The sequence below is a fragment of the Neobacillus bataviensis LMG 21833 genome (genome assembly GCF_000307875.1).
GTDB lineage: Bacteria > Bacillota > Bacilli > Bacillales > Cytobacillaceae > Neobacillus > Neobacillus bataviensis.
Genome location: NZ_AJLS01000141.1, coordinates 1 through 17289 on the forward strand (window position 1 = coordinate 1; position 17289 = coordinate 17289).

Below are 17289 nucleotides of genomic sequence, written 5' to 3' on the forward strand. Positions count from 1 at the left end.
CGGAGAGCGAAGGACACTAGCCGCTAGGGCGCTGGAGCTGGACAATTCTCAAAGTCGAAATTTATACTTTCTTACCTCTCAAAAAAGGGCTGATTCACATGGAATCAGCCCTTTTTTAGGTTTAATTGATTGTCTTATTGATAATTTCTGTAATTCTGATCCCGAAGTATTCGTCAATGACGACGACTTCCCCTTTGGCCACTACTTTTCCGTTGATTAATAGATCCACGGGTTCTCCTGACACGCGATCCAATTCGATAATGGATCCTTGTGAAAGCTCTAAGATCTCGTTTATTTTCTTCTTAGTTCGCCCTAATTCAACGACAACTTCTAGATTAATATCCATCAATAGGTCTAAATTAACCGATTTTTCATCCTCATCGTTAAGAGGCTTTTCTTCTAAATCCTGAAACAAAAACGGTTTGGTTGGTTCTCCCGTTTCTCCCAATAACGCTTCTATTTCTTCTTTTGAAACTTTCCCATCATGACTCATGTTTATGACCCTCTTTTTCAAAAACAGTTTCGATTTCTGCCGCCATTCGCGACTTTTTCACACCGGGTTTCACTAAAAATTTAACATCTTTCCCCACCATTGTCTTTAATGGCTCCTCATAAAGCTGGTCAAGCTGGACGACATCGCCCACATTCAACGCTAAAAATTCTTCAATCGTGATGTTTGAGCGTCCCAACTCTACTTTTATTGGAATTTCAAGCTCCTGTAATTTTGATTTTAACAAATTTGACTCTTCGGGACTATTCGTTTTATTGCGCGTCGAGAATAATTGATAAGATGATAATTTAGGCAGGAATGGCTCCAGAATAATATAGGGAATGCAAATGTGCATCAATTCCGTTAGATCACCGATTTTGATGTTAAAGGCAATCACAATGACGGTTTCATTTGGAATCGCCACCTGTAAAAATTGTGGATTGGTTTCGATTTCAACAACCTTCAACTGTACATTCATTAAATCTTTCCAGGATTTTTGGAGATTGTCCACGAACCCTTCGAAAAGTTTTTGGAGAATCTTTTTTTCGATTTGTGTTAATGTTGTTTTTTCCTCTGGGAAGGCAGGCAGATCGCGGCCGCCTAGTAACCGATCAATTATAGCAAAAGCCATCTGCGACTTTAATTCCATAATCATCTGGCCTTTTTCCGGGGTTTCAAAGATATTTATAATCGTAAAGGGTGGCAGCTGTTTGATAAATTCTTCATAGATCATTTGATTAACAGACAACACCTCCACTTGAACAATTGTCCGTAATTGCGTAGAAATGGAGGAAGCTAATTGATAGGCAAAATTATCGTGGATCCGCGTTAACACACGAACTTGTTCCATCGATAACCGCAGTGCCTTTTTAAAATCATATACGTTTACATCATTGCTGTTTTCATACAGTTTCATCTAGATTTCCTCACCGCCGTAAAAATCATTTAAAGGGAAGGCAGATCCCTTCCCCTTTAAATACTATCATTTACATTTGATTACGGTCTAGCACCTTTATCGTTTTAAATTGATTAGTTCTTCTAAAATGGAATCAGATACGTTAATGACTTTGGCATTGGCTTGAAATCCACGCTGTGCAATAATCATTTCGGTAATTTCTTCCGAGAGGTCTACATTGGACATTTCAAGCTGACCGGATACGATTTGACCGGCATTATTTTTATCTCTTGTTGTAATGAGGGTTTCAACCTTGGGTATGGTAAAATCAGCATTTATTTGCGCACTCCCCGTCAATTCATACATCGAACCGCCTACTTTTTTCAACCCTGCTGGATTCGACACCACCACAGTACCTAGAGCAGCAATTTTTTCTGGTGTGCCATCCGCCATTACTCCAGTAACAACCCCATTTAAATCAATATTGTAGGATACGAACCTAGTAGAATCAATATTGATCGGTTCAGGATCAGTGGCATAAGAATCATCAGCTGGATCAATCTTAAAACCCAAAACCTTATTCCCCTGCGGTGTTACAAGATCCCCATTAGCATCGCGGTTAAAGTTTCCTGCTCTTGTTAGATATGTCGAACCGCTATCGCTTTTAACGGCGAAAAAGCCATTTCCATCAATATATAAATCGGAGGAAAGATTTGTCGTGGTGGGACTGCCTGGGGTTTGAATGGAATCAACGGTTGCCGTTTTCACTCCTAAGCCGATTTGCAAAGGATTGGTTCCACCCGAATTTGCAGTAGGTGTAGTACCGCTGCTTACGGTTTGACTGAGTACATCTTGAAACACAATCCGGCTTTTTTTGAAACCGACTGTATTGACGTTAGCGATATTGTTTCCGATGACATCTAACTTATTTTGGAACCCTTTCATCCCAGATACACTTGAATTTAAAGAACGGAGCATGGTTGGTACCTCCCAATTTTTATTCGTTTTGTAATGGCATATTTTTAGCGGAAATAATATTCCCTACCGGAATCTCTTCTTCGTTCACTTGATAAAAGAATTGATTGTCTTTTTTTATAATACCTGTAACAACTCCACTTTCGATCTGGCCGTTTACCTCATCGATCCAGGAAACTTCTTTGTTCATCATAGTAGAATAACGGCTAAGATCGACTTGTTGACTACTCATAAATTGAGTAAATACTTGATTTAGGTTGGTAATTTGCTCCAGCTGACTAAATTGCGCCATTTGGGCAATCATCTCGCGATCCTCCATGGGCTGGGTTGGATCTTGATTTCGCAATTGGGTAGTTAAAATTTTCAGGAAAAGATCTTTATCCATTTGATTCTGATTCTGGGTTTGTTGGATTGTACCCGTTGACATTTTCACGGAATTAATGGTTGGCATATGGATTCCCTCCGTTTTAAGCAAGAATATTGATGGTGTTTTCTGTTCCTCTTTGTTTGTATTCTTCCGTCACCGTATGGCTTTGATAAAACTCATCGACAGAGATTTTCTTTTTCGCAAATCGTTGCTGTGATTGATCTTGTCGTGATTTTCCCTCCTGTTGCGAAAAAGAGTGGTGCAACCCTTGTCCGCTTAAGGAAATTTCTATTTTATCGACTTGAAGCCCTTGATGCTGCAGGGACGAACGCAACTGGGAAATTTGTGATTCTAATGCCTCTTTGCCGAGCAATGTATCTGCCGTAAAATGGGCCAATACTTGCCCTTTATGAATCGACAATTTCACATCAATGTCTCCAAGCTTTTCAGGTGTAAGGGAGAATTTCGCTTCAATGAATTCAGCCGCCTTTTTAATACTCGCTTGATTCTTTACTAAATCCATTACTTCTGTAAAAAGCTGATCAACCGATACCTTCTGTGACTGGACCCGACTATTCTTAGAATCGGCTGTGGTGTTGTTGTATGGTTGGACTGATTGAAAAATAACTTCTTTGCCTTCAACCCCCCGCTGAAAGTCAAAATCAGGGGCTGCTGAATCTGTATTTTGTAAGGAAAAGGAGGATTGAATTGCCCCTTCGACTGTTTTTTGCTTAAGATGGAATGTTTCTTTAGCTTGTGAAGCAACTTCCGCAGGGAGATTGGTTAACTTTTCAAGCGGGACGCTTTCTTCTTGCTTCATTGCATTTGGTAGATGTTTCACTTTTTCTTTCGGATCTATGGTGGTTTCAGCCAAAGAACTTACCAGAGCAATCAGATCATTTCTTGTTGTGAGCTCATTGTCTTTGGCATCTTCTAGATTTACTTGTTTAGTTGTTTCGGCGGGTTGCTCATTTGTAGGTTGGAGCAATGAGTTTACCATTGCAACAAGATTAGTGGTCGAATCCTGCCCCGTCTCTTGCTTGAACACGTTCAATAAATCCATAAATTTCCCGGCTGTCTGTTCCTCTGGTTTAGCGGGGCTGCCTTTATCAGACAGTTTTTGGTGTACAGGATTCAAGGAAGCTGATGGAATCACAGATTATTCTCCTTTTAAAAAAATATTTCAGTCAATTTTATTTACCCTATTTTTGAAAAAGTGTAAAATAGTAGAAAAGAAGTCTTACTAACAGGAGCATTCAACTATGAGCATAGGTCCCGTATCTTCGGATTGGTTTAAAAATATAGCTTTACTTACTATATCGGCTAATCTTCCGAAGTTGAATAGTATAAATCAGCAATTTCCTGATGGTGATTTTTTCCAGTCGATTTTACAATCTGTATTACTCGAACAAAAATCAGCCAATCTGCCACAACCCCAACTTTCTAATGGAAGTTTGCTTGCTGGCATCTCTCCTATCCTTGCCAACATAAAGGATTATTCGCATGTATTAGAAACAGCCAGGACCTTGGATTTTTCAGAGGCACCTTTAGAGAATTTAAATTCGAATTTAAAAGGTAAATTAAGCAATGTTGGAACAGCGTTCATTGAAGCTGGACGAAAATACAATATTAATCCGAAGCTGCTAGCCTCTATCGCCATGCATGAGACAGGAAATGGTACGTCCCGAGCGGCTAATGAAAAAAATAATATTGCCGGTATGATGGGCAAAAATGGTTTAAAGCACTATGATTCGGTGGAAGAAAGTGTTTTTGACATGGCAAGGAACTTACGGAGAAATTATTTGGATAAAGGGCTGGATACCATTGCCAAAATCGGTGCCAAATATGCCCCAGTCGGTGCTACTAACGATCCCACCGGCTTAAATAATCATTGGGTCAAAGGCGTAAATAATTTCTTCGGTACGCTTGTATAGAACAAAAGCTTAGGCATTATTAAACACAAAAAGAGGATGTTTCCAAAAGATAATCTTTTGGTACATCCTCTTTTTTTAATGTTTCAGCAATTTTAGCAGCTGTTCTAACCAGGATAGGACATCATTGTCACAATCTTTTTTCGTAGCTTGTTGCTGCTCGTTTTTCTTATCTTTGCAATCGTCTTTTTTCTTATTTTTTTGATTATTAATTACTTCGACAGTGGTGCTTCCAACGACAGGAACCCCATCAACAATTGCGCGGAATACTAAATGCTCTTCTTTCTCATCCCAAACAAAGTCGTCTCGCTCAAATTTAAATTGGCCATTTTTCGCTTGGTTTTCCAGCCCTTTGCTATTATTAAGCGCATGGACATTATTGATTGTAACAGTGGATAGGTCAACTTTTGCGAAGCTATATCCTTTAGGTAAAGTCGCTCTAACTGTGAACTCCCCATTGTTACAATTGATTACTTTTGGCGTCACTTCAATGGTAGCTTGGATATAAACAGCAACTGTTTTTTCGACAATTGTCTGTAGTCCTGCATTGTCGATGGCGGTTATTTTAATCTTGTTAATGCCAGGTTTGTTAAAAGTAATTTTTCCATTTGTGCTTACGACACCATTGACTTCGATGAAGCTTTCTTTGATGCCTGAAAGAGTGTCAGCTGCTTCATAATTCAGGCTTACGCTTGTTCCAAGGGCAAATTCCGTTGGAAAATTCGCCTTGATGGTTGGGGCAGTTTTATCTATCTTTACTTCTGCCGTGTGCTTTTCCTCGATATTTCCAGCGTTATCTTTGCTGTAGAAGGTAACGGTGTGGATGCCTTCTTTTTCGATTGTAAAGCTTGTGCCTTCTTTAAATGCAGCGCCATCAATAGAATAGTAGGTCGCTTTTACTCCGCTTAGATCATCTGTTGCTGTTAGCTCGACGTTTACCTCAGCTATGTTCCATTTATTCTTGATATTGCTTACAGTATTTGGCGCAGTTTTATCTACTTTTACTTCTACAGTATTTTTGTCTTCAATATTTCCGGCATTGTCGACGCTGTAGAAAGTTAAAGTGTGGATGCCTTCTTTTTCGATTGTAAAACTTGTTCCTTCTATGAACTCAGCACCATCGATAGAATAGTAGGTTGCTTTTACTCCACTTTGGTCATCCGTTGCTGTTAGCTCGACATTTGCCGCTGCGGTGTTCCATTTTTCCTGGATATTGCTTACAGTGACTGGTGCGGTTTTATCTACTTTTACTTCTACAGTATTTTTGTCTTCGATATTTCCTGCATTGTCAACGCTGTAGAAGGTTAGAGTGTGGATGCCTTCTTTTTCAATTGTAAAGCTTGTGCCTTCGTTTAACTCAGCGCCATCGATAGAATAATAGGTGGCTTTTACTCCGCTTAGGTCATCGGCTGCGGTCAACTCAACGTTCACGCCCGCTGTGTTCCATTTTTCATCGACATTGCTTACAGTGACTGGTGCGGTTTTATCTACTTTTACTTCTACAGTATTTTTGTCTTCGATATTTCCGGCATTGTCAACACTGTAGAAGGTTAGAGTGTGGACGCCTTCTTGTTCAATTGTGAAGCTTGTTCCTTCTGTGAACTCAGCGCCATCGATAGAATAGTAAGTTGCTTTTACTTTGCTTAGGTCATCGGTTGCTGTTAGCTCGACATTTACGGCTGCAGTGTACCATTTTTCATCGACATTGCTTACTGTGACTGGTGCGGTTGTATCTACTTTTACCTCTATCGTCTGTTTCGGTTCCATGTTTCCAGCGTTGTCGACACTGTAGAAGGTAATCTTATTAACTCCAGCTTGATCAACCTCAAAGCTTGTTCCTTCTTTGAAATCAGAACCATTTACAGAGTAGTACGTTGAATGAACTCCGGAAAGGTTATCCGTAGCGGATAAATCTACCATCGTATTCTCATTTATTTTTGCAGTCGTTACAGGAGCTTCCTTATCAATTTTCACTTCAACCGTTCTTACGTCCTCCACGTTGCCAACATTGTCAACGCTATAGAAAGAAACTTTGTGAATACCTTCTTTTTCTAATGTAAAGCTTGTTCCTTCAACGGACTCTGAATCATTAACAGAATAATAGGTGGCTTTTACACCCGATAGATTATCTTTTGCTGTTAATTCCACATTAACACCGTTGTTATACCAATAAGCGCTAGTATTGATTACTGTTTCCGGTGCTTGTTTGTCGATTTTGACATCTACAGTTTTCACTTTTTCAACGTTGCCAGCGTTATCTACACTATAGAAGGAAACGGTGTGGATGCCTTCTTTACTGATTGTTAGGTCTGTTCCTTCGACAAATTCTCCATGATCAATAGAATAATAGGTGCTCTTAACACCGCTAATATCATCAGTCGCGGTAAGAGTAACAGAAACATCCTCTTTCGACCATTTTTCGTTGGTATCAGCTACTGTAACAGGTGCAGTGACATCGGAAGGTTTATCGATTTCCACTTCAACAGTTGCATAGTCAATTGACTCTGTTCCATCCTTTGTGACCGGAACGATAATATATTCATGTGTTCCTTCTTTTTCTGGAGTATCCACGGTAATGGTTGGATCAGTAGTCGTTCCTACCAATACACGTTCCCCGTCTACTTCTTCGTACACGTTGTATTTGTCTGCCTCTTTAACCGGTTCCCAGGTAATAGTGACAGAGTCGCCTTTTACTTCGGGTTTGTTTGGTTGTGGTGCTGGTAGGACGGGTTTTACTTCAGCCACGACTACATTTGAAAAAGTAGAGTTTCCGAAGCGATCGGATTTTGCAATGACTGTGTATTCGTGTTTGCCTTGCTCAAGATCCTTAACAGGGTAACCTGTTTTAGAAGTAGTACCAATTAATGTTGGCTGACCGCCTACTAATTTATACACCTCGTATTCGGTTGCATATGGTACAGAACCCCAGCTAATAATGGCACTATTTGCTGTATCCTTAGTCAAAATTGCCTTTGGTGCTTGCATTTCAGGAAAAGCAACCGTCACATTGTATGCCTTTGATGTAGAATTGCCAAAACGGTCACTCACTGCAGCAATTTCATATGTGTAATCACCTTCAGGAAGGTTATTGATATACTGTGAGCGGTTTGGAGTAGTTACAATTAATTCCTTTTTACCATCTTTCACTTGATAAACATTATAAGTATTTGCATATTGTACAGAAGACCACATCAGCAATAGGTCATTTCCATTATAGAAATATGAATTGATTTGGTCCGGTGGTAGGATTTCGGGATATGCTATTTTAACTGTGATTTTACTTCCTACCTTTGATTCGCCAAATTTAGAACTATTAGCCGTTACTTCGTAAACATTTTCTCCTTCTGGGATGTTTGCGATATATTGTCTGATATTTGTTGTGGTGGTAATGAACTTTCTTTCTCCACTCACTATTTGATAGACATTATATGAATCTGCAAAAGGAACTTCCTTCCAACTTAATGTGGCATTATTGATATCATAAATAGTAAATGACAAGTTCCCAGGTGCAGCCATCTCCGGATATACAATATTTACATCTAGAAAACTAGCCTTCGATTCTCCATATTTATCATTGTAAGAAGTTAATTCATATTTATGTTGACCCGCTACAACATTTAAAAATGTTTTATTTAATGTGGTGGTTGAAGCAAGAAGCACTCTCTCACCATTCTTCACTTCGTAAATTTTATAACTATTGGCAAATTCCGTTGCACTCCATTTTAATGAAACATCATTTCCATTTAAGATTGTTGAAGTAAAGCCATTAGGAGCCTGCATTTCAGGATATTTAATCTCCACATCAATGGAGGTTGAAAATGGAGACTCACCTCCACTATTTACCGCCGTTACTGCATAAGTATGAGTCCCTGCTGAAACAGTTGGAAAATAGCGATTTAGGTTTGATGTTTGACTCAATTGTACCTTTTCTTCACCTTTAATTTCGTAAACTCGATATGTTGTTGCCCCGCTAACTGCATCCCATCTCAAAACAACATTGTCTATGCCATCCAAAGAGAAACGGATATTAGTTGGTGCAGTTAAATTACTTGCAGCAAAAGCGGACGCAATAGGCGAAAATAATTGCAATAATAGTACAGCTAAGACGAAGAAAGAAAGTTTCTTCTTTATTTTGGACATGCCTTTTCCTCCTTTATGTTATTAAAAGATAGCTTAAAAAGAAGTCCCCTTCTTACAAGAGACTTCTTTTTAATTGGAAAAACTAGTTATTAACCACGAAGAAGCTGTAATACTCCTTGAGGCTGTTGATTTGCTTGCGCAAGCATCGATTGTGCTGCTTGAGAAAGAATATTATTTTTCGTAAATTGCATCATTTCATTCGCCATGTCAACATCTCTTAAACGTGATTCTGCTGCCGTTAAGTTTTCAGAAGATGTGCCTAAGCTATTGATCGTATGCTCTAAACGGTTTTGAATCGCCCCTAGTTTAGAACGTTCAGAAGAAACCGTGCTGACAGCTTTATCTAATACCTTTAAAGCATTCTCAGCTCCAACTTCACTCATTAATGAAATATTCACGCCGTCCTTTTTAAGCCCTAACGCCACGGAATCCATTGCGTTAATACCGATTTCCAATGTTTGTCCAGAGTTTGCCCCTACGTGGATGGAAACTGTATTATTGGAGGAACCTACTGTAATCGTAGATTTATCACCAACATTAATTGTATCCTTAAAAGATAATTGAAGATTAGAGACTTTAACTACAGAGTTGGAACGAACAGCAATTCTTCCATCACCAACACCCTTATTACCGTCTCCATTAATGTCAACTCGCGCAATGTAGTCACCTTTGTTTCCTGCAACCTGAATTTGTTCCAATCCACCGTTGATTCCGCCATTCATTTCACCATTAAAGGTAGTACGGGCAATCCCTTCCGAAGAGGAAGCCGTAATAGTTAGGGAACCAATATCGTTGGCAGCCCCTGATTGACCAGTAATCACTAGCGAGTTTGCCTTAGAAGCAGCTACCACATCCACTCCCATAGCATCTGTGTCAGCAGTAATTTTACCACCAGCTGTATCCACCGAAACGTCAGCAGCACCTAAAGTATTCTTTACTGAAGCCATGAAGTCATCTAATGTGCTTTCAGCCGTAACAACATACACTGAATTCTTCACTTCGCCGCCCACGATTGCGGAAAGAGATATCTCATCGCCTACTTGAAGGCCATAGTTATTCGTCCCATCACCAAGGTTTGTCAGTTTAGTTCCGCCAGTTGTAGCGGCAGGTGTTCCCGTATTGTGATCCATTAATTTTCCTGTTTCCCAAATAGCAGCTGTGGCTGTCCCTAATTGATCAGAAGTTATTACGGTTGTAGTTCCAGCTGCAGCCGTAGCAGAAGCGACTACATTATCAACTGCCCCTCCAGTTGATTGAGCAAATTTGGCTGTTTTTGAGATATCGCCGTTAAGGATTTTAAAGCTATTGAATTCTGTATCGTTAGCAACACGATCAATTTCATCAATTAATTGATTGACTTCTGTTTGGATATTTTCTTTATCTTGCTTGGTTGAAGTTCCGTTCGCTGCTTGGTTAGCCAATTCACGGACACGTTGAAGAATGCTGTGTGTTTCGTTCATCGCGCCTTCAGCTGTTTGGATTAAGGAAATTCCGTCTTGCGCATTGCGAGATGCTTGATCCAAGCCGCGGATTTGCGCTCTCATTTTTTCAGAGATGGCTAGACCAGTTGCATCATCGGCTGCACGGTTTATCCGTAAACCTGATGACAATTTTTCTAAGTTCTTTGATGCTGCAGATGAGTTTGCACTTAGTTGATGATAGGCATTTAATGCGGAAATGTTGTGATTGATTCTCATTTCTACTATTCCTCCTAGTCGTTATGTATCAATTTATTTTTTGTCTTACTACTATTAATTAACGACCGTTTTACTAGAATGGAGAGAGGAAATTGGGGTATTTTATAAATATTTGTTAAATAAACAGCTATTTTAACAAACTGTTTGAAAACTAGATTATTGGCGACCGTTTTCCTTTATTTTTGGTAGTTTTGGGCTCCAATACTGACGCCAACCAATCCAAAGAGGCTCTCTTTTACGAAAGATGGTATTCTATCAGCGAATTTTGTTGTTCTATCGGCGAATTATCGCATTCTATCAGCGAATTTTGTTGTTCTATCGGCGAATTATCGTATTCTATCGGCGAATCCATTTTTTAGCCCCGCTCTACTTAAGTTCGCCTAAAAAAAACACCCCGAAACCTAAGATTTCGGAGTGCTCTTATTTTTACCGTAAAAAATCTACCAACGTTGGCTGAATTGCCTTGGCACCTGATGATAATGCGGCGTTCAGAATCGTCTGTTGCGTTGTAAAATTCGTGATGATCTCTGCCAAATCAGCATCCTCTGTCTTGGAAAGCATGCTTTTTGTGGAAAGCATGGTTTGATCCAAGCGATTGACCATCATTTCTAATTGATTGACATTGGATCCGACGATGGAACGCTGGGCGAGAAGATTGCTCATTTGCTTATCCAAATGGTCTAAATACTGCTGAGGATCATTACCGGACTCCAGTTCGCCTGCAATTTTCCCGACAGTTTCCAGAAGGTTTAATCCACCCGATTGAAAGTTGAAAATGTCTGATCCATTGACATTGACCTTCATATAAATACCCTGACCGACATTCCATGATAGGGAGTCACCATTTTTGCTTACGAACTCTCCATTTTCAAACGGTGCGGTATCGGTAGCTGTTCCGGCGAACAAATAGCGGTCACCGAGCCTGGCATTGGCGATATCGCCGATGTTTCCCTTTAACGCTTTTAATTCCATCGCAATCGTTTCTAAGGAATCCTTGTTATTGACGCCATTGCTGCCTTGAACAGTAAGTTCCCGCACTTTTTGCATGACTTGTGTTAAATCATCGAGGGAGCGATCTGTAGTTTCGAGCCAAGTCAGCCCATCTTCTGCATTGCGTTTGAATTGCTCGGTTTCCATTAAAGCTGACCGATGGGACATAATTTGCACTGATTTCACAGGATCGTCGGAAACGCGGTTAATCGCTTTACCAGAAGAAACCTGCTCTTGATACTTACTCATCGCCCGGTAATTGGTTTGAATATTTCTGATTACCTGCGTACTTAACATATTTTGCGTGACACGCACTCCACTCACCCCCTAGATCCCTACTCTTCCAGTTCCATTAATTAATTTATCTAGCACCTCATCCATCACCGAGATGTATCTGGATGCCGCATTGTACGATTGCTGAAAGCGAACCATATTTGTCATTTCCTCATCAATGGAAACACCTGAAACCGATTGTCTTCGGCTCTCCGCCTGCTGCACCAAGATATCCGAATTATTTCCCATTTGCATTGCTTCTTTTGTCTTGATGCCCACATCGCCCACAATCGTACGATAGAAATTATTCATCGTTGTTGATTGATTTGAAAAAGAAACATTTTTGAACTTTAGGTTGTTCAGTAAATTAGCATTTCCCGCATCACTTACATTCGCCGTGCGCGCTGCCGCGATTTTATTCAATGACGATAGGATAAGCGGATTAATCGTTATTTCGCCGGCTGTTGTCGGATCGCCCGTCCCACCCTTTGCCACAAAAAATGGGATCTGATCGGTCACCGCATTCGGGTCATTTTTAAGACTTTGAATATCATCCAAATTCATGGCAGCGGGGTCGCGATGAATTTGATTCACTTCCCTGCTAAACACCGTCACAAGCTCATTGATTTTTGCCATAAAGGAAGGGATATCTTTGGTTAACGACTCAACCATTCCTGCCATTTCCCCTGATGTAAAGGAAATGTTTTTCCCATTCAATTTTGTTTGATTAGTGGTCGCATCAAAGGAGATCGGGTAATTCTGATCCCCCTTCACCAGGTACTCTTGTCCCACCAAAACATCTACCATGCCATTGCCGGCAGGCCTTACCGTGATGTCAGCCATTTTTGACATTTTATCAATTAGCAAATCCCGTTGATCCAATAAATCATTGGGCTGCTGACCGCTCGCCGTAATTTTCGCAATTTGCACATTCAGCGCACTCACTTGCTTTGTTAAATTATTCATCTCCTGCGTGTTGGTAGAAAGTTGATTTTGCAAATCTGTGCTTAACTGATCCATGGAATTTGAAATTTGATTAAAACGGCCTGCCAAGGCATTCGCATTGGAAAGCAGGGCGGCACGAGCTGCTAAACTATCAGGCTCTTTTGATACATCTTCCCACGATTGCCAGAAGCGATCGAAGCTTGCTTGTAAGCCATTGTCAGTTGGCTCGTTTAACGTCCCCTCAATTTTCGAAAGCGTGTCATGCTTGACATCCCAATACCCTAGCTGTTCATTTTGACTGCGAAACTGGCCATCTAAAAAAGAGTCTCGGATCCGATTGATTTCTTTCGTTTCAACACCTGTTCCGAACTGCAAGGGACCATTTCCGACATTCATCCCCGGGTAAGAAAGCGGATTGGAAGCTTGTGTGATGGCATTTTGACGGGTATACCCTTCCGTATTGGCATTGGCGATATTATGCCCCGTTACACTCAATGCCGTTTGCTGGGCAAAAATCGCTCGTTTTCCTATTTCAATCCCGTGAAAGGTAGAACTCATTTATGTTTCCTCCCTGCTGCTTTTTTAAAGCTTTTTACACTTTTGCATCAAAAAAACTCCTCGAATAGGTTTGTTCTTTCGAAAAATTCCTCGCAGAATATGTAAGCGACGGCTCTTGTTTTTGCGTGAATAATGCTAGCATGCTATTAATATAGGCTAAGGAGTTTTCGATCAGCTGCTGGTTTAGCTCCTGCTGTGCCACTAATTCTTGTAGTTTTGCTTTTAAGTTACTTTGATGCAATAACAGCTCTTCCTTTTCCTTGGCAGATGTACTGCTTTCAATAATCTGACTCATAGAAAGAGATTGATAGGAAAGCGTTTCTGCCTGCCTTTTGTCTTCCAGCAAACCAATTTCTTTCAATAATGCAGACTCTTTAGGAAAGATTGTGAGCAAAAGTTCCGGATCCCCTTTGATGATCGCGGCTTGTTTTTCTTTCCCTACCTGCAAAAGTCTTTCATACACGACGATCATCTGTTGTAAAATAGCATTTAGCGGTTCATAGGGCGTCATTCTACATCCCCTTTACGCCACGTGGAAAGCAATTTTTCCGCTATTTTTTCACTATCGACTTTGTAGGTGCCATTTTCAATTTGTTGCTTTAGTGCCTGAATTCTTTTTTCTTTTTCTACCGATATTTTTTCTTGTGCCGCCTGAGAAAACTCGACTTTATCCACCTGGACTTTTTTATTAGCCTCCAGATGTGATGCTTTATGGATCGTATTTTTATAGGATTGCAGGCCTTGTAATCGATTTATGTCGTTGATTTTCATCATTACTTCCCCCTTCTACATCCGTATTCCGAATCAATGTCCATCTATTAGATAATATCGACATTTTACCAAGAAGTGTTTAATTCAAAAAGTCTTTTCATAACTGGATTATAGTGGTAAATTTACTATATTATCAAATGATTAGGAGCGTTTCAATTGGATACTGCCTATTTAGCCGCCGCCGCATGTGCCTTGATTGTATTGATCATTCTAGTAAGATTGACAACTAAGAAAAAAAAGCCCGCCATGCCAACAAGAAATAATCGACGGAACGCCTTTCGACTGAGTTTATGGGAGCATGAGTGTACGTTTACAGTTTCTTCCTCACCAGATTCTATTCTCTATGGGTCGATTCGCGATATAAGTATTTCTGGGTTAAGACTCATTTCGTATGAAGATTTAACCGGTGTGGATGACATCTTTGTGAACTTTGATTTAGGGGAACACTTCTCCTTACCTGGAAAAATTGAAAGACGGAGAAGACTTGAAAACGGTTTGTACGATTTTGGTGTCCATTTTATAGCATTAGACGAAAAAACGGAACAAAAGCTATTTAAAATTCTTTGGGATAAAAGCCGAGAGAAAGTGGTTTTATAAAGTTAAAAAAGAGCCAAAGCGGCTCTTTTTTAACTTCTTATAATTCCATTCGCAATGCCCATCATTTGATCAGCAAACGAAATTGACCGTGAATTAAATTGGAATCCGCGCTGTGTCGTAATCATATCTGTCACTTCTTTACTCAAATCAACGTTGGAGGATTCAATAAATCCTTGCTGAATGGCGGAGGGGATATTCACTAGAATTTCTCCGTCAGCCCCCGTAAAACGGAAGACATTTCCGCCTTGGCCCAGTAATTTTTGCGGATTGACAAAATCGACAATCCCAATTTGTTGGTTCGTCGCCGCAATCACTCCTGCCTCATTGACAGAAAAGTCACTGCCATTTGCCATTTCCACCGGTTGGTTGTTTTTATCCAATAAAAAGTAGCCTTCTGCATTTACTAAGCGGTACGTTCCATCGTTTGTTGGACTTTTTTGAAACGAGCCATTTCTCGTATAAAGAATGTCGTTTCCTTTCCCTACTTGAAAAAATCCTTTTCCATTGATCATGATGTCGAGTGGATTGTCTGTCGCTTTCGGCGTTCCTTGGTCAAGGATCATTTGCGTTCCGTTGAGATGAACACCAAAACCGGTACGAATTCCGTTAGGTGTCTGTCTGCCGATTTCTCGATTCTCCGCTTGTTGATTTGTAATGGAAATTGCTAAATTTTCTTCGAAGGAGGCCTCTCTTCGTTTGAAACCAGCAGTTTCGGCATTGGCAATATTATTCGAAATCGTATCTAACTTTTTTTGATACGTATTTAAGCCGCTTGTGGCAATATACAGCGAGGTATTCATCAATCATTCTCCTTTAGACTCTTCCGATTGAATTTAACAGTTCGAGTGAACGATCATATGCCTGCAGCACCTTTTGATTCGCTTCATAAAGCCTTACATTCTCCATCATATTGGTCATGGTCATGGTGGGATCTACCGTTGAGCGTTCAATCATTTTTTGATTCAGCTGAACACCTGCAGGTAATTCGGTCAGAATGGGCGGGTTTTGTCCGTTTAGTCTGAATACTCCATTGCCTTCCTTCACCAAATCGTTTGGATTTTGAATGAGGGCTAACCCGATAGTATCTGCCATTTTTCTAGTAGCGGGGTCGTCTGGATTCATGATTATTTCGCCATTTCCGTTGATGGAAACCGTACTCGATGCAAGGTTAGGGTCTATCTGAATTGGATTCCCTTGATTATTTAGCACCTTGTACCCTTCTAACGTTGTCAGTTGACCCACTTCATCCACTGTAAAACGCCCGTTTCGTGTGTAGCGAATTTCACCGGCTGCATTCACAACAGCGAAAAATGCCCCAGGCTTTTGCCCATTTTCAACAGGAAGATTTCGGTCATCGATCGCGACATCGAAGAAGTTATTGGTTGTGACCAGATCGCCCTGAAGAAAGCTCGAGATATTTTCTTGTGCGTAGACCCCCTGCTGCATTGAGCCAATCCATGAAAATCCCGGTGCGTTCCCCGCAAGACTCGTTTTAGCATCGTTGATTCTCTCTAGGAACACTTCTGGAAAGGCGCGTAAGGCAGTATCTACCTTTTTGTAACCGGGCGTTTCGACATTAGCCAGGTTATTCGTTAAAGATTCTTGGCGCCTTTGTAAAGCAATCATGCCTGACGCTGCTGTATCAATCCCTCTAAGCATGGTTTCCCTCCCTCTATTGAATCAGTAACTCCGTTGTATACACGTGGACAATTTTCCCTTCGGTGAATCGCTCATTTAAGCGATTTTTTACTTTTTCCTCGAAGGCTTCAATCTGCTTAAAATCATCTTTATTTGATTGCGAAAGAATTTTGATCAAATCGCTTTCGATAATCGGGATTATTTTTTCCGCTTGCTTCTTGGTTGATTTTGAATCAAGTTCAATTGAAAATTTCACTTGGATTAGGTTTTCCGAATTTAGATTGGTGCTGATTTGGTTCGTTTGGATGGTTTGGTCGGCCAGTTCATCCAATGTCGCTGCTTTCGCTTTGCCGTCATGTGCTAGTGTTTTTTGATAGTAAAATAACCCACCAGCACTCAATGCAGCAAGCACCACACACAGGGTTAACACCTTTTTCCACTTTTTCATACTGCCCTCCTACACGTCACCATCAGTGCATTCATAAATATAGATCAATTAACATGCCTTTTATTTCTCCCATCTTATCTAATAAACGGATATTTTGGTCTTCTTGTTTAACCATTTCTTGTGAAAGCTCCAGCAATTTTGTGTCAATCTCTTTTATCACCTTTAACTTACGCTCCCTACTAGACGAATAAGAAAAAGATGTCGTTTCTTCTAAGGAGAGGCCATTTTTAACTACCTCTTGCAAAAAGGATTTGATTAACCGTTTATATTCATGAAGATCTTTTAAGGATCGTGACCGGGCCAGCCGCTCCCCTTGTTTTGTAATTCCCTCGATAAGGGTGCCTAAATGCTCTTTGGCAACGCCGGTTTGTTTTTCGGTCAAAATATGCTGAAATGAAGCGAATTCAGTTGATTTTGTCTCTTTTTGCGAAAACGAAATATCTTTATGTATCGTTAATCCTTGACCAACTTTCAAATGCAAACACCACCATGCTGAAAATGTTATTGTCGAATTCCGTTAAACTTTTCATACAATGCGATTATAATTTTTTCAGAATAAAAAGGAAAGGAGAAT

General features: G+C 40.3%; 16 protein-coding genes and 1 pseudogene. 2 read left to right on the forward strand and 15 right to left on the reverse strand.

The window, feature by feature from the left end; genetic code table 11:
- Window positions 1–121: 121 nt before the first annotated feature.
- From fliN to BABA_RS22245, 5 genes and pseudogenes are all read right to left on the reverse strand, one after another.
- A pseudogene (gene fliN, locus BABA_RS28195) lies at window positions 122–376 on the reverse strand (flagellar motor switch protein FliN); the annotation flags it as partial.
- Window positions 377–482: 106 nt separating this feature from the next.
- On the reverse strand, window positions 483–1406 hold the full coding sequence (gene fliM / locus BABA_RS22230; protein WP_007087503.1) for a flagellar motor switch protein FliM: 924 nt from the start codon (window positions 1404–1406) through the stop codon (window positions 483–485).
- A gap of 96 nt (window positions 1407–1502) precedes the next feature.
- A complete protein-coding gene (locus tag BABA_RS22235) occupies window positions 1503–2363 on the reverse strand; it encodes a flagellar hook-basal body complex protein (protein ID WP_007087504.1) in 861 nt (286 codons plus the stop codon).
- Window positions 2364–2382: 19 nt separating this feature from the next.
- Window positions 2383–2811, reverse strand: a complete 429-nt coding sequence (locus tag BABA_RS22240) for a flagellar hook capping FlgD N-terminal domain-containing protein (RefSeq protein WP_007087505.1) — start codon at window positions 2809–2811, stop codon at window positions 2383–2385.
- A gap of 16 nt (window positions 2812–2827) precedes the next feature.
- A complete protein-coding gene (locus tag BABA_RS22245) occupies window positions 2828–3883 on the reverse strand; it encodes a flagellar hook-length control protein FliK (protein WP_007087506.1) in 1056 nt (351 codons plus the stop codon).
- 106 nt (window positions 3884–3989) lie between these two features.
- Between BABA_RS22245 and BABA_RS22250 the strand changes: the two genes are divergently transcribed.
- Window positions 3990–4661: a glucosaminidase domain-containing protein gene (locus tag BABA_RS22250; protein ID WP_007087507.1), complete on the forward strand. Its 672-nt coding sequence runs from the start codon at window positions 3990–3992 to the stop codon at window positions 4659–4661.
- A 75-nt stretch (window positions 4662–4736) separates the two neighbouring features.
- On the opposite strand, the gene BABA_RS22255 is transcribed toward BABA_RS22250, so the two are convergent.
- From BABA_RS22255 to flgM, 6 genes are all read right to left on the reverse strand, one after another.
- The gene (locus tag BABA_RS22255) at window positions 4737–8798 is read right to left on the reverse strand and encodes an OmpL47-type beta-barrel domain-containing protein (RefSeq protein ID WP_007087508.1); all 4062 of its coding nucleotides are present in this window, start codon (window positions 8796–8798) and stop codon (window positions 4737–4739) included.
- A gap of 89 nt (window positions 8799–8887) precedes the next feature.
- The gene (locus tag BABA_RS28395; RefSeq protein WP_007087509.1) at window positions 8888–10495 is read right to left on the reverse strand and encodes a flagellin N-terminal helical domain-containing protein; all 1608 of its coding nucleotides are present in this window, start codon (window positions 10493–10495) and stop codon (window positions 8888–8890) included.
- 426 nt (window positions 10496–10921) lie between these two features.
- Window positions 10922–11800 carry a flagellar hook-associated protein FlgL gene (flgL, locus tag BABA_RS22265; protein WP_007087510.1) on the reverse strand — a complete coding sequence of 293 codons (879 nt, stop codon included), beginning with the start codon at window positions 11798–11800 and terminating at the stop codon, window positions 10922–10924.
- 12 nt (window positions 11801–11812) lie between these two features.
- On the reverse strand, window positions 11813–13261 hold the full coding sequence (gene flgK / locus BABA_RS22270) for a flagellar hook-associated protein FlgK (protein WP_007087511.1): 1449 nt from the start codon (window positions 13259–13261) through the stop codon (window positions 11813–11815).
- Window positions 13262–13295: 34 nt separating this feature from the next.
- Window positions 13296–13772: a flagellar protein FlgN gene (locus BABA_RS22275; protein ID WP_007087512.1), complete on the reverse strand. Its 477-nt coding sequence runs from the start codon at window positions 13770–13772 to the stop codon at window positions 13296–13298.
- The gene (gene flgM, locus BABA_RS22280) at window positions 13769–14032 is read right to left on the reverse strand and encodes a flagellar biosynthesis anti-sigma factor FlgM (RefSeq protein WP_007087513.1); all 264 of its coding nucleotides are present in this window, start codon (window positions 14030–14032) and stop codon (window positions 13769–13771) included. Before flgM ends, BABA_RS22275 begins: the two co-directional genes overlap by 4 nt.
- 156 nt (window positions 14033–14188) lie before the next feature.
- On the opposite strand from flgM, the gene BABA_RS22285 reads away from it, so the two are divergent.
- Window positions 14189–14629, forward strand: coding sequence for a PilZ domain-containing protein (locus tag BABA_RS22285; protein WP_007087514.1), 441 nt, complete (start codon window positions 14189–14191; stop codon window positions 14627–14629).
- A gap of 29 nt (window positions 14630–14658) precedes the next feature.
- On the opposite strand, the gene BABA_RS22290 is transcribed toward BABA_RS22285, so the two are convergent.
- The 4 genes from BABA_RS22290 to BABA_RS22305 are packed head-to-tail and all read right to left on the reverse strand — an operon-like array spanning window position 14659 to window position 17190.
- On the reverse strand, window positions 14659–15429 hold the full coding sequence (locus BABA_RS22290; RefSeq protein WP_007087515.1) for a flagellar hook-basal body protein: 771 nt from the start codon (window positions 15427–15429) through the stop codon (window positions 14659–14661).
- Between the two features lie 13 nt (window positions 15430–15442).
- Window positions 15443–16288: a flagellar hook-basal body protein gene (locus BABA_RS22295; RefSeq protein ID WP_007087516.1), complete on the reverse strand. Its 846-nt coding sequence runs from the start codon at window positions 16286–16288 to the stop codon at window positions 15443–15445.
- Window positions 16289–16301: 13 nt separating this feature from the next.
- Entirely contained in the window at window positions 16302–16715 is a 414-nt protein-coding gene (locus BABA_RS22300) for a flagellar basal body-associated FliL family protein (RefSeq protein WP_007087517.1), read from the reverse strand.
- 31 nt (window positions 16716–16746) lie between these two features.
- Window positions 16747–17190: a YaaR family protein gene (locus BABA_RS22305; protein WP_007087518.1), complete on the reverse strand. Its 444-nt coding sequence runs from the start codon at window positions 17188–17190 to the stop codon at window positions 16747–16749.
- Between the last annotated feature and the right edge of the window lie 99 nt (window positions 17191–17289).

Excerpts from the sequence above, each read along its gene's own strand:
- fliM (WP_007087503.1), bottom strand. The coding sequence starts at position 1,406 with ATGAAACTGTATGAAAACAGCAATGATGTAAACGTATATGATTTTAAA.
- BABA_RS22235 (WP_007087504.1), bottom strand. The coding sequence starts at position 2,363 with ATGCTCCGTTCTTTAAATTCAAGTGTATCTGGGATGAAAGGGTTCCAA.
- BABA_RS22240 (WP_007087505.1), bottom strand. The coding sequence starts at position 2,811 with ATGCCAACCATTAATTCCGTGAAAATGTCAACGGGTACAATCCAACAA.
- BABA_RS22250 (WP_007087507.1), top strand. The coding sequence starts at position 3,990 with ATGAGCATAGGTCCCGTATCTTCGGATTGGTTTAAAAATATAGCTTTA.
- BABA_RS22255 (WP_007087508.1), bottom strand. The coding sequence starts at position 8,798 with ATGTCCAAAATAAAGAAGAAACTTTCTTTCTTCGTCTTAGCTGTACTA.
- BABA_RS28395 (WP_007087509.1), bottom strand. The coding sequence starts at position 10,495 with ATGAGAATCAATCACAACATTTCCGCATTAAATGCCTATCATCAACTA.
- flgK (WP_007087511.1), bottom strand. The coding sequence starts at position 13,261 with ATGAGTTCTACCTTTCACGGGATTGAAATAGGAAAACGAGCGATTTTT.
- BABA_RS22275 (WP_007087512.1), bottom strand. The coding sequence starts at position 13,772 with ATGACGCCCTATGAACCGCTAAATGCTATTTTACAACAGATGATCGTC.
- flgM (WP_007087513.1), bottom strand. The coding sequence starts at position 14,032 with ATGAAAATCAACGACATAAATCGATTACAAGGCCTGCAATCCTATAAA.
- BABA_RS22290 (WP_007087515.1), bottom strand. The coding sequence starts at position 15,429 with ATGAATACCTCGCTGTATATTGCCACAAGCGGCTTAAATACGTATCAA.
- BABA_RS22295 (WP_007087516.1), bottom strand. The coding sequence starts at position 16,288 with ATGCTTAGAGGGATTGATACAGCAGCGTCAGGCATGATTGCTTTACAA.
- BABA_RS22300 (WP_007087517.1), bottom strand. The coding sequence starts at position 16,715 with ATGAAAAAGTGGAAAAAGGTGTTAACCCTGTGTGTGGTGCTTGCTGCA.